Annotated in this window: 14 protein-coding genes; 1 reads left to right on the top strand and 13 read right to left on the bottom strand. The window is 38.2% G+C overall.

Annotation, left to right across the window (positions count from 1 at the left end):
• Positions 1-97 precede the first annotated feature (97 nt).
• From GPZ88_RS07860 to miaA, 13 genes are all read right to left on the bottom strand, one after another.
• A complete protein-coding gene (locus GPZ88_RS07860) occupies positions 98-886 on the bottom strand; it encodes a Nif3-like dinuclear metal center hexameric protein (protein ID WP_166043949.1) in 789 nt (262 codons plus the stop codon).
• On the bottom strand, positions 873-1,559 hold the full coding sequence (locus GPZ88_RS07855) for a tRNA (adenine(22)-N(1))-methyltransferase (protein WP_166043947.1): 687 nt from the start codon (positions 1,557-1,559) through the stop codon (positions 873-875). The genes GPZ88_RS07860 and GPZ88_RS07855 overlap by 14 nt, the downstream gene beginning before the upstream one ends.
• A 91-nt stretch (positions 1,560-1,650) precedes the next feature.
• Complete coding sequence (nth, locus tag GPZ88_RS07850; RefSeq protein ID WP_166043945.1) at positions 1,651-2,301, bottom strand: endonuclease III; 651 nt, start codon at positions 2,299-2,301, stop codon at positions 1,651-1,653.
• Entirely contained in the window at positions 2,301-2,975 is a 675-nt protein-coding gene (locus GPZ88_RS07845) for a DnaD domain-containing protein (protein WP_074601616.1), read from the bottom strand. Before GPZ88_RS07845 ends, nth begins: the two co-directional genes overlap by 1 nt.
• Before the next feature lie 78 nt (positions 2,976-3,053).
• A complete protein-coding gene (metA, locus tag GPZ88_RS07840; RefSeq protein ID WP_074559710.1) occupies positions 3,054-3,998 on the bottom strand; it encodes a homoserine O-acetyltransferase MetA in 945 nt (314 codons plus the stop codon).
• Between the two features lie 107 nt (positions 3,999-4,105).
• Positions 4,106-4,624 carry an adenine phosphoribosyltransferase gene (locus GPZ88_RS07835; protein ID WP_004231134.1) on the bottom strand — a complete coding sequence of 173 codons (519 nt, stop codon included), beginning with the start codon at positions 4,622-4,624 and terminating at the stop codon, positions 4,106-4,108.
• Positions 4,625-4,726: 102 nt separating this feature from the next.
• Positions 4,727-5,704, bottom strand: a complete 978-nt coding sequence (gene bsh / locus GPZ88_RS07830) for a choloylglycine hydrolase (protein WP_166043943.1) — start codon at positions 5,702-5,704, stop codon at positions 4,727-4,729.
• Between the two features lie 171 nt (positions 5,705-5,875).
• Complete coding sequence (recJ, locus tag GPZ88_RS07825) at positions 5,876-8,080, bottom strand: single-stranded-DNA-specific exonuclease RecJ (protein WP_166043941.1); 2,205 nt, start codon at positions 8,078-8,080, stop codon at positions 5,876-5,878.
• A 35-nt stretch (positions 8,081-8,115) separates the two neighbouring features.
• Positions 8,116-8,874: an SDR family NAD(P)-dependent oxidoreductase gene (locus GPZ88_RS07820; RefSeq protein ID WP_166043939.1), complete on the bottom strand. Its 759-nt coding sequence runs from the start codon at positions 8,872-8,874 to the stop codon at positions 8,116-8,118.
• A complete protein-coding gene (rnz, locus tag GPZ88_RS07815) occupies positions 8,871-9,800 on the bottom strand; it encodes a ribonuclease Z (protein ID WP_074869067.1) in 930 nt (309 codons plus the stop codon). The genes GPZ88_RS07820 and rnz overlap by 4 nt, the downstream gene beginning before the upstream one ends.
• A gap of 41 nt (positions 9,801-9,841) precedes the next feature.
• A complete protein-coding gene (locus GPZ88_RS07810; protein WP_157628873.1) occupies positions 9,842-10,480 on the bottom strand; it encodes a cystathionine beta-lyase in 639 nt (212 codons plus the stop codon).
• Positions 10,473-11,711 (bottom strand): GTPase HflX, encoded by a 1,239-nt coding sequence (gene hflX, locus GPZ88_RS07805; protein ID WP_166043937.1) that lies wholly within the window; start codon positions 11,709-11,711, stop codon positions 10,473-10,475. Before hflX ends, GPZ88_RS07810 begins: the two co-directional genes overlap by 8 nt.
• An 84-nt stretch (positions 11,712-11,795) precedes the next feature.
• Positions 11,796-12,695 (bottom strand): tRNA (adenosine(37)-N6)-dimethylallyltransferase MiaA, encoded by a 900-nt coding sequence (gene miaA / locus GPZ88_RS07800; protein WP_166043935.1) that lies wholly within the window; start codon positions 12,693-12,695, stop codon positions 11,796-11,798.
• 185 nt (positions 12,696-12,880) lie between these two features.
• Between miaA and GPZ88_RS07795 the strand changes: the two genes are divergently transcribed.
• Complete coding sequence (locus tag GPZ88_RS07795; RefSeq protein WP_074481996.1) at positions 12,881-13,057, top strand: DUF3042 family protein; 177 nt, start codon at positions 12,881-12,883, stop codon at positions 13,055-13,057.
• Positions 13,058-13,074 lie beyond the last annotated feature (17 nt).

Below are 13,074 nucleotides of genomic sequence, written 5' to 3'. Positions count from 1 at the left end.
TATCAGAACTATTCTATCATTTTTTGCAAATGCTGTCACTAAATTTCCTAATTTTACAAGCTTTTAACGAAAATTACTGACAAATGTCAGTAATTATTTATAAATGATAAAACGGATTTGTTTCTGCCTCACTGGCAATGAAATCTACCGACCAATGATTGTCATTTTTCCAAGCATTAAATTTCTCAAGTAATTTATCAATCATGAGCACCTCAATATGATGCCCAGGGTCAATAGCAAGCATACCGTTTGTAATCATCTCTTGAGCAGTATGATAGTAAATATCACCAGTAATGTAGACTTGCGCCCCTTTTGCCATTGCTTCACGGTAAAAGCTTTGACCACTACCACCACAAATAGCCACACGATTAATGAGCTTATCTTGGTTTCCGTATGCGACCAAACGAACACTATCTAAGTTGAATTTTTCTTTAACCTTAAGAGCAAATTCTGAAAAAGTTTGCTCCTCAATCATTCCAACTCGGCCAATCCCGTAACCATCAGCTGTTGGACTTAAAATCTCAGTATCAGTAATTTCCAAAAGGTCACAGAACCAATCATTTAGACCATCAGGGACAATGTCAATATTAGTATGGCTCACATAAACGGCAATATCGTGTTTGACCAAGTCAAGGTAAATCTGATTTTGAGGCGTCGCCACAAGATCTTTAAGTGGACGAAAAATGGGAGCATGCTTAACGATAATCAAGTCAACATTTTTCTCGATTGCTTCTGCCACTGTCGTTTCACGCACATCAAGAGCAATCATGACACGACTAACTTCTTTATCAAGAGTTCCAATTTGGAGACCAGAAATATCTCCTTCCATAGAAAGCTCACGTGGACAGTATGCTTCGTAGCGTTCAATGATTTCACTTGCTTTCATTGATAGCCTCCTTGATAGCTGTCATTTTTTGTGAAATAGCTGCGCGGTCATCGACACGATTTTCTGGCACATGTGGCAAAGCGATTTCTAATTTTTTCAATTCTCGTTGCCAACGTGCTTTAAAAACAGCAGACTTTTCTTGATTCAAGAAAGGACCAAAGCGTAAGTCTGTCTCTGACAAAGTCATTTGTCCGTGTTCAACAACCATGATTTCATAAAATTTATCATTTTCTGTCATAATTTCTTCGGTGACAAGTTTGAAGCCATTGTTCATCAACCATGCACGAAGCTCATCTTCACGATTATTAGGTTGTAAGATAAGACGGTCTACACTTGCTAATTTTTCAACTCCTGCCGCCAAAATATCAGCAATCAAGCCGCCGCCCATACCACAAATCGTAATCGTTGTTACTTGGTCTGATGCTTCAAAGGCTGCCAAACCATCTGCCAAACGCACAACGATTTTATTTGCCAAACCAGCGCCAGCAACATTATGAACAGCTGATTCATATGGACCTTTGACAACTTCACCAGCAATGGCAAAATCAATTTTTCCCTCTTCCATCAAGGCAATCGGTAAGTAAGCATGGTCACTTCCGACATCTAGTAAGCGTGCTCCTTGCGGTACAAATTCTGCTACGGCAGCTAAACGCTTAGATAATACTGTTTGCATAATTCTTCCTTCTAAAATATCATTCTTTTTAATTATATCAAAAACAACTTCTCCTTACAAAAGCATAACAAAAGCAACTCAACTGAGCTGCTTAGTTAGTTTTCACATTGTCTTTATAATATTTGCAATAAGCTTGAACTGGACAAATATCACATTTAGGCTTTTTAGCTAAGCAATGATAGCGTCCAAAGAAAATCAAGCGATGATGTGTCAAAATCCAATCTTTCTTTGGAATTTTTTTCATCAAATCTTCTTCGATTTCTTTAACATCAGCATCTGGTGCAGAAATATTCAGGCGCTTAGCAATGCGTGACACATGCGTATCCACAGCAATCGATGGGATACCGTAAACTTCTGCTAACACAACATTAGCCGTTTTTCGTCCAACTCCTGGCAAGGTTTCTAACTCTTTATGTGTCTTAGGAACTTGCCCGTCGAAATCTTGTAAAATCGCACGCGCAGTCTTGATGATATTCTTAGCTTTATTTTTATAAAGCCCAATCGCACGAAGACAATCTTCCACATCAGATAGATTAGCCGTCGCCAAATCCTCAATCTCAGGATACTTCTTCCAAAGATTTGGAGTCACCTTATTCACTGCTTTATCCGTCGTTTGGGCAGACAAAATCACCGCGATAAGCAGTTGAAATGGCGTCTCCCATTCCAACTCGCCACGCGCTTCTGGATACATATCACCAATAATAGCTAAGATTTTCTTTAAACGCTCACGTCCAACTCTCATTAGTCACTCCACAAATCCATTGCAGCCAAAAAGTCATCTGACACATTGACTTTACCTGCTTTTGAATCTTCATGCTCTTTGCGACGTTCCTCAACTTGGCGCATTGTTGTAATGCCTTCACGACGCCAATTTCGCAAAATGGCATTGATGTAATTCCAGTTTGTCTTGCCGTTAAACACAGCTTCACGAAGCGCTGCGCGCACTAGGTCTGGATCCGTTTTATCCTCACGAATAGTTTTTTGCAAATCTTCCAATTCAAATGGACTTAGCATACGACCTAACTCACGTTCAAAATCTTCGACAAGTTCTTTCACAGGATTTACATCTTGTTTTTCAGGAACTTGTTTTGGTTCAGATACTAATTTATCCAAAAGTGCTAAAACAGGACTAGCATCAAAAATGACTTCGATTTCACTACCAAGTTCAATAGTCTTCATATCAAGCAAACCTTGAGCAGTCAAATCAGAAATCGAGCGATTAACTTCTGCCACTGTTTTATTCAGCGCGCTAGCAATTTGACTAGGTGCCAAATCATCCATCTTAGTCGTGTTTTGGAGATAAATAAACTGCCAAATCAAAAAATCATCTGCACGTTTAAAAATGTCTTTGTAATGAAAGAGAAGAGCACTCGGCAATACAAGATTGCCTGATTTATAATTTTCCAAATAACTCATAATATATTCCTAAAAAATCATCACATTTAAAACTGAACCTGACAAAGATAAAGCAAGATTTGACCGACAATCACCTCATCACAAGTAACCGTAAAAAGATGGTTCTTTTTCCAATTGCTCCAACTGATAAGGCGTCTCTTGGTAAACAGCATAATTAATCCAATTACTAAAGAAAGTTGTTGCCGCTAAGTTCCACTTCATCGGAACATCTTGCTCAGGATCGTCATTGACGTAATAATGCGCAGGCACATTAGGATTTTTTCCAACTTTAACATCACGCTTGTACTCACGATCCAAAGTTTCACGGTCATATTCCAAATGTCCAAAGCTATAAACTTCGCGCAAATCTTTACTAGCTACGATAGACAAACCTACTGTGGGACCTTCAGCAATTACTTCTAATCGATCAACCTTAGCAACATCTTCATGACGAACTTCTGTATATCTAGAATGCGGCGCCATAAAGCAGTCGTCAAACCCACGGACAATCGGATTAGAAGGTTGTTTGACATTTTGAGAAAAGATGCCTGATAATTTTTCCTCTAGCAAAACCTTCTTAATACCATATTTGTAATAGAGCCCAGCTTGCGCTCCCCAACACAAGTGCAAGGTTGAATAGACATGAGATTTTGCCCAATCAAAGATTTGGCACAATTCATCCCAATAATCCACTTCCTCATAAGCCAAGGTTTCAACTGGAGCACCCGTGATAATCAACCCATCATAATACTTGTGTTTAACATCCGCAAAAGTTTTATAGAAGGTTTCTAAATGCTCAGCCGTTGTATTTTTTGACTCGTGACTAGTCATATAGAGGAATTCAACATTAATCTGCAAAGGCGTATTGGCTAGCAAACGCAAGAGTTGTGTCTCTGTCACTTCTTTTGTCGGCATCAAGTTAACGATGAGAAAATCCATCGGTCTAATATCTTGATGCTTTGCTCGTTTATTATCCATGATGAAGACATTCTCTTTGCGCAAAATGTCTAAGGCCGGTAATTCTTTATCAAGTTTTATTGGCATGAAAATATCTCCACTCTATAATATTATATTTAAGTAATATTATAAAAGATGGAGATATAGTTTTCAATTATATAATTTCTTTAGGTAGTTATAGTTTTTAGCTATAATTATCCTGGGAAATTCATTAAGACTTTCGTATCATAACCTTCAAGTGCTTTACGTCCGTTCAATCCGTCCAATTCAACAAGGAAAGCACATCCAGCAACGATACCACCAAGGCGTTCTACCATTTCGATAGTAGCTTTCACAGTACCACCTGTTGCCAAAAGGTCATCAACGATAAGGACACGTTGTCCAGGTTTGATAGCATCAGCATGCATACATAGTGTATCAATGCCGTACTCTTTTTCGTAATCAGCTGAGATTACTTCACGTGGTAATTTACCAGGTTTACGAACTGGTGCGAAACCAATTCCAAGTTCAAATGCAACTGGGCATCCGACGATAAATCCGCGTGCCTCTGGACCAACAATCATGTCGATCTTCTTGTCAGTAGCATACTGTACAATTTCGCGAACAGCATAGCTATAAGCATTTCCATCTGCCATTAAAGGAGAAATATCACGGAAAGTGACTCCTTCTTTAGGATAGTTTTCAATTGTAGCGATATAATTTTTTAAATCCATTTTCTTCTTTCTATGGGCTTTTTGCCAAAAAATGTTTTACATTTCATTATAGCATATTTTTCGAAAAAAGGAAGGGGATTTAGGTAATAAATTTTCAAGATCTTAATTTTGGTAATTCACTTGCCAATCTTTAATCAATGGATAAGTAACTAACTTGCTATCATCCAAATTTTCCTTATGCATATCAACAGCTGTAATCTGTGAATTATCGTAAGTTGTGTAGTAATAAATACCTTTTTCTGTATTGATACATGAACTATAAATGGTGTATTCGTATTTGCCACTTTCATCCACGTAACATAACCCTTTTTGTTGTTCAACGGATTTCAAAATATGGAAGAATTGGTTAACACTAGATGCTTCAGTATCTTCTGCTACTGAATTTAATTTCGTAAAGGCTACTTTAACATAGCGTGACATTGATGATAAATCACCAGGCAAACCAAGTCCACCCATTCCTCGGCTGTAAGTGTCCAAGGCAATTTCTGTAGAAAAGAGATTGTCAGAAACTTTTGGTGAAAGGTGACGGTAGTTATTCAAGTTAAACAATTGTTTATCAAAAGTTGGATTATTAGTCAAAACACCTGTTGGGTTATCATAAACCTTTAACCCACTGGCTACAGACTCTAGGACAATAGCTTCATTTCGGTCGGCAATCAACCAGTGCAGAGGACTTGGTTGAAAATCCGCATTAAATGCTTCATTAGTGACATTAAGATTTTGACAAAGTTCTTTAACTTGTGCAACAGAATCACACTGAGATAAAAACCATGGAATCAATTCAAAAGATGCAAGGTTGTCTTTTCCTTCTGCCACTTCTTTATAGTCGGCATTTTCAGGGAAATTCAATCCAGCCATTCCCAAGCCTTTTTCATTAACCGCTTCGTAATAAAGTGGATAGTCAGCCACCACAGTTGCCATACCAATCATAGCATAGTGAGCATCATTTTCTCCTTGATGCTTGAATGAAAATGGGTAATTTCTAGGACAAACGGTCACCGTTTCATTGTATGAAAAATCCAAATCAAGATTACGTCCGAAGTAACTGCCCTTAGTTGTATAAGTAATCGCAGTACACATAAGAAACCTCCTTATTACAAGAAAATTCAATAAGCCATTAAATGTTTTTGTAGCGAATCATCCCTACATAACCATATTATAGTTCTGTCTCAATAGAAAAACAAATATTTAGCAATCGCTTACTTTTATTCGACAAAAAACTATGACAAGCTAAAACTTGTCATAGTTTTCTTAATTATTATCCATTAACCAATCATAGATTTCTTGTGGGGTACCAAGTGCCATGAGTTCTTGGTACTTCACTTCTTGTTTCAGGTTTTGATAAATTTGGCTGTCTGAGATGCTACGTTTTTGAGCATCTTTGTTAACAACCATAACACCATCTGTGATAGTTACGAAATCTAATTCATCAAAGATTTGAATCATTTTCACCAGCAAAATATCTGGGATATTGAGGTATTGACTCAAGTCTTTTAGTTTATAACGAACGTCGAATTCAGGGAATTGGTAAATGGTTTTATACAATTTAGCAAATTGTTCGCGAGTTCCATAACCTGTCAAATAATAGGCACGTTTGATGTGGTTTTTAAAATAAACAGCATCAAATTGTCGCCCAACAAAAAGTGATTTGAGTTCTTCAGCCTTCTCAGGGATGTCCAGAACAACCACTTCACTGGCACTAGTGTCTTTACTCAAAACAGGAACACGTTCAGGAAGACTGGCATTTTTAGCGCGAATATCAATCAACTGAACGCCGTCAACACGCGCATCTTCAAGCATCAACTGAACAGTGGTTTGCCCGTTCCATTTGTTGATTGACAAGGTAACCGCAAGACAGAGATTCTGTGCTTGTTGAAATTCTTGTACCAAATGACCTTGGTTAAAGGCAACAAGGTCAACTGCCGTGCTTCCTTGAGCAATTTTTAACTTCAAGTGGGCACCATTTTGCCCCATGGTACGTGCTTGTTTAACTTCAAAATCTTTAATCTCAAAAACTGGTTTTGGATTGTCCATACCAAACGGTGCAATTTTTTCAAGGCTCTTAACCGTGTCTAAATCAATTTCAGCTAGTGGCAAAACTTCGTCAATTGTCAGCGTCTTTTTCTGAGCTAAATTAATATCATTTTCAGCAATGTAATCGCACAAGACCTGTGACAATTGCTCTAAGTTATCAACGGGCAAGGTCATCCCAGCTGCGCCAGCATGTCCACCAAATGCTTCAAATAAATCACGATGTTCATCAAGCGCATGGAAGATATTGATAGCCTCAATACTTCTAGCAGAACCTTTTGCCATGCCGTCTTCAATGTTTAAGACAATAACTGGCTGAGCAATATGCTCCAAAATACGACCAGCGACAATCCCAAGAACACCTGGATGCCAGCCTTCTTTTGCTAACACTTGAACAGGCTTATCAAGGTCAACCATGCCCATGGCTTCGTCATAAATCTTTTGAACGATTTCTTTACGTTCTTCATTTTTGGCATTAATCATTTGCGCAATACTTAGCGCTTCTTCATCATCAAAGCCAGTCAATAACTCAACAGCTGGATTTGGATCATCTAGACGACCAAGAGCATTTAGCTGCGGTGCAATTTTAAACCCAACAGTTTCCTCATTAACATCTGACATGTCAATATCAGATACTTTCATTAGTTCCATTAAACCAATGCGTTCGGTCTGCTTGAGCATTTCAAGACCAACCTTAACCATGATACGATTTTCATCTGTTAGACTAACCATATCGGCAATCGTTCCGATAGCAACTAAATCTAGCATTTCTGTGGGAATTGATTCCAACAAGGCACAAGCAACTTTGAAAGCTACGCCACATCCTGCTAAATACTTGAACGGATAATCCGCTTCCGGGTGCTCTGGATGTACAATGGCAAATGCGTCTGGAAGCTCTGCTGGTAAGCCATGGTGGTCAGTAACAATGACATCTACTCCTTGACTTTGTGCATAGCTAATAGCTTCATGCCCAGCTACGCCATTATCCACCGTAATAATCAAAGAAACCTGTTGTTGCTCAATAAAGTATTTATAGACCGATTCATTTGGTCCATAGCCATCAACAAATCGGTTAGGGAGATAGACTTGAACCTCAGCCCCAAGCATTTCCAAGGCTTCTTTCATAATGCTAGCGCTAGTCATACCATCAGCATCATAGTCACCATAGACTAGAATCTGTTCGTAATTTTCAATAGCTTGACGAATGCGAGCAACTGCCTTGTCCATATCATGCAACAAATATGGATCATGAAGTTGTGATAAATCATTTGATAAAAATTGAGCTAGTTTTTCGCCATTATCAATGCCTCGACTGTATAGAATTTTGCTGGCTAATGCCGTTATATTTTCTTTTTTTGTCACTTCAAAAAAGCCATCATCTGGCTCTTTTTCAATGTTTTTCCAATTGTATTTACTTGTTATCATTCACTTCTCACTTCTTATGTAGAATTGAAAGGAGGTTATTTATAGTTAAAAACTTTGCGTGCTAAAAAATCAGCAATCTTAGGGAAAAGGGTATAGAATTTATGAGCTGCTGCCATTGAAAATGGCATGTTCACTTCACGTTTGTTCTTACCTAAAATAGCAACCGTACGTCTGGCAACTTCTTCTGGTTGCAAAACAAAACGTCCAACACTCTTTAAGTATTCTCCAGATGGATCTGCCTTGTCAAAAAAGCTTGTTGCAATCGGTCCAGGATTAATCGTTGTCACATAAACATTGCTATCAGCTAATTCTAAACGCAGAGCATTTGAAAAGCCAATCACCGCAAATTTTGTTGCCGAGTAAACTGATGATTTCGCTGAAGCAATCAAACCAGCGATGCTGGCAATATTGACAATATGTCCCTGTCCCGCTTCTTTCATCTTATGCCCAACCAAACGTGAAAAAGTCATCGTCGCAAAGGTATTGATATCAAACATGTCACGGATTTCAGCTGTCGTATAAGCATCAAACTCACTAAAATCACCATAACCAGCGTTATTGATAAAGACATCGATGTGACCATGTTCAGCATATAGTTTTTCAACCATTGCCCCAATCGCTTCATCACTTGTCATATCAAGTTCGTAGCAAACTGTGTTAGGACGTTCAGCATAACAGGCTTCAAGTTTTTCTACATTACGTCCTAAGGCAATCACAAAGTCATCAGCTGGCAACTGTTTGACAATTTCTTTGGCTAGTCCACCTGTTGCTCCTGTAATAGCAATTATTCTCATAAGCTAATTTCTTCCAAATCTTTAACCAAGTGTGTGTTTTCAAAGATTGCTTGAGCATCCGTTTCAATTTGTTTGCATTCGCGTCCCAAGAAACGTGCACTGATGTGATTAAGCAATAAGCATTTAGCTGATGCTTCTTTAGCAATTTGAGCAGCTTGAGTACCTGTTGAGTGCCCATGCTTACGAGCAATTTTTTCATCACCCTTACCATATGTAGATTCGTGAACCAAAATATCAGCTCCCAAACCAAGTCGCACACTAGCATCAGTCTTACGTGTATCACCTAAAACAGTGATAACTTTTCCTTTTTTCGGTGCTGAGATGTAATCTTTGGCGATAATTTTTGTCCCATCTTCTAAGACAACATCTTGACCGCTCTTGATTTTTCCAAATAATGGACCAAATGGCACACCTGCAGCTTTCAACGCTTCTGCATCAAGTGTTCCTTCCAAATCTTTTTGCATCACACGATAACCAATACAGAAAATAGTGTGGTCCAATTTCTCAGCATATACCACAAACTTGTCAGTTTCCATGATTTTTCCAAGACTGTTTTCGTCAAATTCATGAAAATGAATACGGTATGGCAAACGAGCACCAGACAAGCGCAAACTGCTCAAAACGTATGAACGAATACCAACAGGACCATAAATATCAAGGTCAGTTTGTTCTTCATTTGCTTGGAAAGCACGACTTGCCAAAAAACCAGGAAGACCAAAAATGTGATCACCGTGCAAGTGCGTGATAAAAATGCGTTTCACTTTACGAGGACGGATAGTTGTTTCTAAAATCTGACGTTGTGTGCCTTCGCCACAGTCAAACATCCACACCTCATTAATCTCGTCAAGTAACTTTAACACTAAGCTTGACACATTACGTGACTTTGAGGGCTGACCCGCTCCTGTTCCCAAAAATTGTAATTCCATATATACCTATAAAAACCGAAGTTTTTACTTATCCTTCCTATTTACGATACTTTTACATAAGCGATAAATTCACGTTGATCAAACGTATAATAAACTTGCCCTTGATAGTGAGCTAGCAAGTCTGACAATTCATCGCGATTAAAACTTTTTAGCTTAACCATATTTCCTTTTAATTTTGAAACATGGCTGAGCAGACTACTTTCTGGTGTAAGGTCTTCAAGTTCTTGGTCATCAAAAGTGATTTTTGACATTTTGATTTTGCCATTTTCAACATAAATTTTATATTGAGGAAAGACCTGAGCCAATTCAAACAAGACATCTCTTGTCAAAGCTTCATCTTTTTCAGAAAAGACAAGAGCAACCTCTTTATCATTTTCATAGGTAAAACCATATGATTTCCCTGATAAATTCAAACGAATAAAAGGTTTGTGTTCGTCAAAAGATGGCTTATTATTTAACAAGTGCAATTCTTTTGATAGTTCAAAATAATAATCTGTTGCGGCTTGCGGAGATTGTTTTTGATACATTTCTGCAAAATAAGCATTGATAACACTTGGAGGTGGTGTGATGAAACTCAATTTTTGTTCATCTGTTAAATCCTCCAAAACATTTTGCAAATACACTTTATCTAGTGACGTGAAGCCACCATATTTTAAAGCTAAGCTTATATAATCAGTCATAGAATTCTTCTAGTCTCCATTTATTTTTTGGATTAATGTAACCAGTGATGGTTTCGTATTCTTCTGCAAAATCATAGCGATCAAGCAGAGCCATTTTATTTAAATCGTATAACTTATAGGCTTGATTTTGGTGAACACGAATGCTAAATGGTTCAAAAATCTCACGAATTTCATTGATAATCAAACGGCGCAAAAGTGAACGAGCATCTTTATCACGCGCAGAAATACGCACATTTGGAAAAGCTGTCGCTGCAAAGTGCTCCGCCACATCCATCTTGTTATAAACAGCTAAACGTGGAATATCCAACATATCTAGATCTTTTAACAGATTCAGAACAACCTTTTCATGCTCAGCATGATTTGGGTCGCTGGCATCAATCACGTGTAGCAGCAAATCAACATGACGGCTTTCTTCCAAGGTTGACTTAAAGGCTGCCACCAACTCAGTTGGCAAATTTTGAATAAAACCAACCGTATCTGTAAGCGTCACTTGAAATTGATTTTGCAAGTAAATCTGCTTAGTTGTCGCATCCAAAGTCGCAAATAATTCATCAGCTTCGTATTGTTTATCATTGGTTAGGACATTCATAATGGTTGATTTACCAGCATTTGTATAACCAATGAGTCCAATTTTAAAGACTTGTGATTCTGTACGTTTTTCACGACCAGTTTCACGATTTTTCTCAACCACCTTCAATTGGCGTTCAATATCTGAAATCTGATTACGAATCGAACGGCGGTTCAATTCCAATTGACTTTCACCAGGTCCTCGGCTACCAATTCCACCTGCTTGACGGCTTAGCATAACCCCTTGACCGACAAGGCGTGGCAACATGTATTTGAGTTGAGCCAGATGAACTTGCAATTTTCCTTCGTGACTACGAGCACGCATGGCAAAAATATCCAAAATCAGCTGCATGCGGTCAATCACTTTAACCCCAAGTTCTGATTCTAAGTTAACATTTTGACGGGGTGTTAAACGGTCATTAACAATAACAGTGTCAATCTCATCAGCGTCAACAATCGCTTTAATTTCAGCTAATTTTCCTGAGCCAATCAATGATTTACTATCGTATTTTTCGCGTTTTTGGCGATAAGATGAAACCACCTGCGCTCCTGCTGTTTTAGCTAGCGAAGCTAACTCTTCCATAGACATATCAAAATTTTCAGTGTCTGGCAGCTCAACGCCCAGTAAAATCACGCGCTCTTGATGTTCGCTTGTTTCAATCATGCACTCACCCCTCTTCTTAATTAATCCGTAAATCTCATTATATCATAAAATCTTTTCAAAAGTGAAAGGGAGCGTTTTACTCCCTTACAATTTCTTATCATTTAAAAAACAATCTACATCACTTGTTACATTAGTTTTAAAGTCATCTTCTGAAACATTATAAAACTTAACTGCCATACGGTTTCTAAACCATGTTAACTGGCGTTTTGCAAAGCGACGCGTGTTTTGTTTTAATTTTTCAACACAGTTTTCAAGAGAATCTTCCCCAGCAAAATATGGAAAAAGTTCCTTGTAACCAATTGCTCGCGCGGCTTGAACCTCACGATAATTGTCATAAAGCCATTTTGCTTCATCCAAAACACCATTTTCAACCATGAGGTCAACACGGCGATTGATACGGTCATAAAGCACTTGACGGTCATCATTTAAACCAATCAAATAGGCATCATAGTTGGTTTCTTTATTTTGCAAATCTTGTCCAAACTTAGCTAACTCCAAAGCACGAATGGCACGACGGCGGTTGATTTGAGGAATCTCGATCTTCTGCTCTGCTATTTTTTCAAAAAGCTCTTCATCACTTAACAAATCCAATTCTTTTCGGTAAGCGAGGACTTTTTCTTGGTCAACCTCACCGCCTAAATGATAACCTTCTAGCAAACTTTGAAGATAAAGTCCAGTTCCTCCAACAATGATAGGCAACTTACCTCGACTAACAATATCATCGATAGCAGCTTTGGCTTCTGTCACAAAGTCATAAACAGAATAAGTTTCATCAACATCACGCACATCTATTAAGTGGTGAGGAGCTGCTGCTTGTTCTTCAGGCGTTGCCTTAGCCGTTCCGATATCCAGCTTACGGTAGACTTGTTGACTATCACCGCTGATAATTTCTCCGTTAAATTGCTTGGCGAGTTCGATTCCTAAAGCTGTTTTTCCAACAGCTGTCGGTCCAACCACAGCTAGCAGTTTTATTTTTTTTGACATCTATTTTTTATCCGTCCTAAGCCTGATTTTTTAGTAAATATAACGTTTTCACTTGAATTTTTAGGCAATTTTCGTTACCATTATTATAACATAAGGTGGTAGGACAAGAAAACAAATCCTACTGCTATAAAAGAGTATAAAGACCTCTTTATACTCCCTGTTCTTATCAGTGAGGAGGAATTATTATGGCTAAAAAATTTGCATTCGCTAAAGGTCTTGCTACTGGTGTTGTAGCCACTGCAGCTACTGTCGCAGGTGCTATTTTCGCAGTTAAGAAAAAAATCATTGACCCTGAAGAAGAAAAAGCTGCTTTCATTCAAGAAAATCGTAAAAAAGCAGCCCGCAAACGTATTTCTCACTAATTTTTAAACGTTAAAAA

Origin of the sequence: Streptococcus ruminicola, assembly GCF_011387195.1 — a bacterium.
In the GTDB taxonomy this organism is placed as follows: Bacteria; Bacillota; Bacilli; order Lactobacillales; family Streptococcaceae; genus Streptococcus; species Streptococcus ruminicola.
The sequence above is the reverse complement of the archived record's forward strand: the minus strand, read 5'-3'. Positions and strand labels throughout refer to the sequence as shown.

Excerpts from the sequence above, each read along its gene's own strand:
- recJ (WP_166043941.1), bottom strand. The coding sequence starts at position 8,080 with ATGATAACAAGTAAATACAATTGGAAAAACATTGAAAAAGAGCCAGAT.
- GPZ88_RS07860 (WP_166043949.1), bottom strand. The coding sequence starts at position 886 with ATGAAAGCAAGTGAAATCATTGAACGCTACGAAGCATACTGTCCACGT.
- GPZ88_RS07835 (WP_004231134.1), bottom strand. The coding sequence starts at position 4,624 with ATGGATTTAAAAAATTATATCGCTACAATTGAAAACTATCCTAAAGAA.
- hflX (WP_166043937.1), bottom strand. The coding sequence starts at position 11,711 with ATGATTGAAACAAGCGAACATCAAGAGCGCGTGATTTTACTGGGCGTT.
- nth (WP_166043945.1), bottom strand. The coding sequence starts at position 2,301 with ATGAGAGTTGGACGTGAGCGTTTAAAGAAAATCTTAGCTATTATTGGT.
- GPZ88_RS07795 (WP_074481996.1), top strand. The coding sequence starts at position 12,881 with ATGGCTAAAAAATTTGCATTCGCTAAAGGTCTTGCTACTGGTGTTGTA.
- GPZ88_RS07810 (WP_157628873.1), bottom strand. The coding sequence starts at position 10,480 with ATGACTGATTATATAAGCTTAGCTTTAAAATATGGTGGCTTCACGTCA.
- GPZ88_RS07820 (WP_166043939.1), bottom strand. The coding sequence starts at position 8,874 with ATGAGAATAATTGCTATTACAGGAGCAACAGGTGGACTAGCCAAAGAA.
- metA (WP_074559710.1), bottom strand. The coding sequence starts at position 3,998 with ATGCCAATAAAACTTGATAAAGAATTACCGGCCTTAGACATTTTGCGC.
- bsh (WP_166043943.1), bottom strand. The coding sequence starts at position 5,704 with ATGTGTACTGCGATTACTTATACAACTAAGGGCAGTTACTTCGGACGT.
- miaA (WP_166043935.1), bottom strand. The coding sequence starts at position 12,695 with ATGTCAAAAAAAATAAAACTGCTAGCTGTGGTTGGACCGACAGCTGTT.
- GPZ88_RS07855 (WP_166043947.1), bottom strand. The coding sequence starts at position 1,559 with ATGCAAACAGTATTATCTAAGCGTTTAGCTGCCGTAGCAGAATTTGTA.
- rnz (WP_074869067.1), bottom strand. The coding sequence starts at position 9,800 with ATGGAATTACAATTTTTGGGAACAGGAGCGGGTCAGCCCTCAAAGTCA.
- GPZ88_RS07845 (WP_074601616.1), bottom strand. The coding sequence starts at position 2,975 with ATGAGTTATTTGGAAAATTATAAATCAGGCAATCTTGTATTGCCGAGT.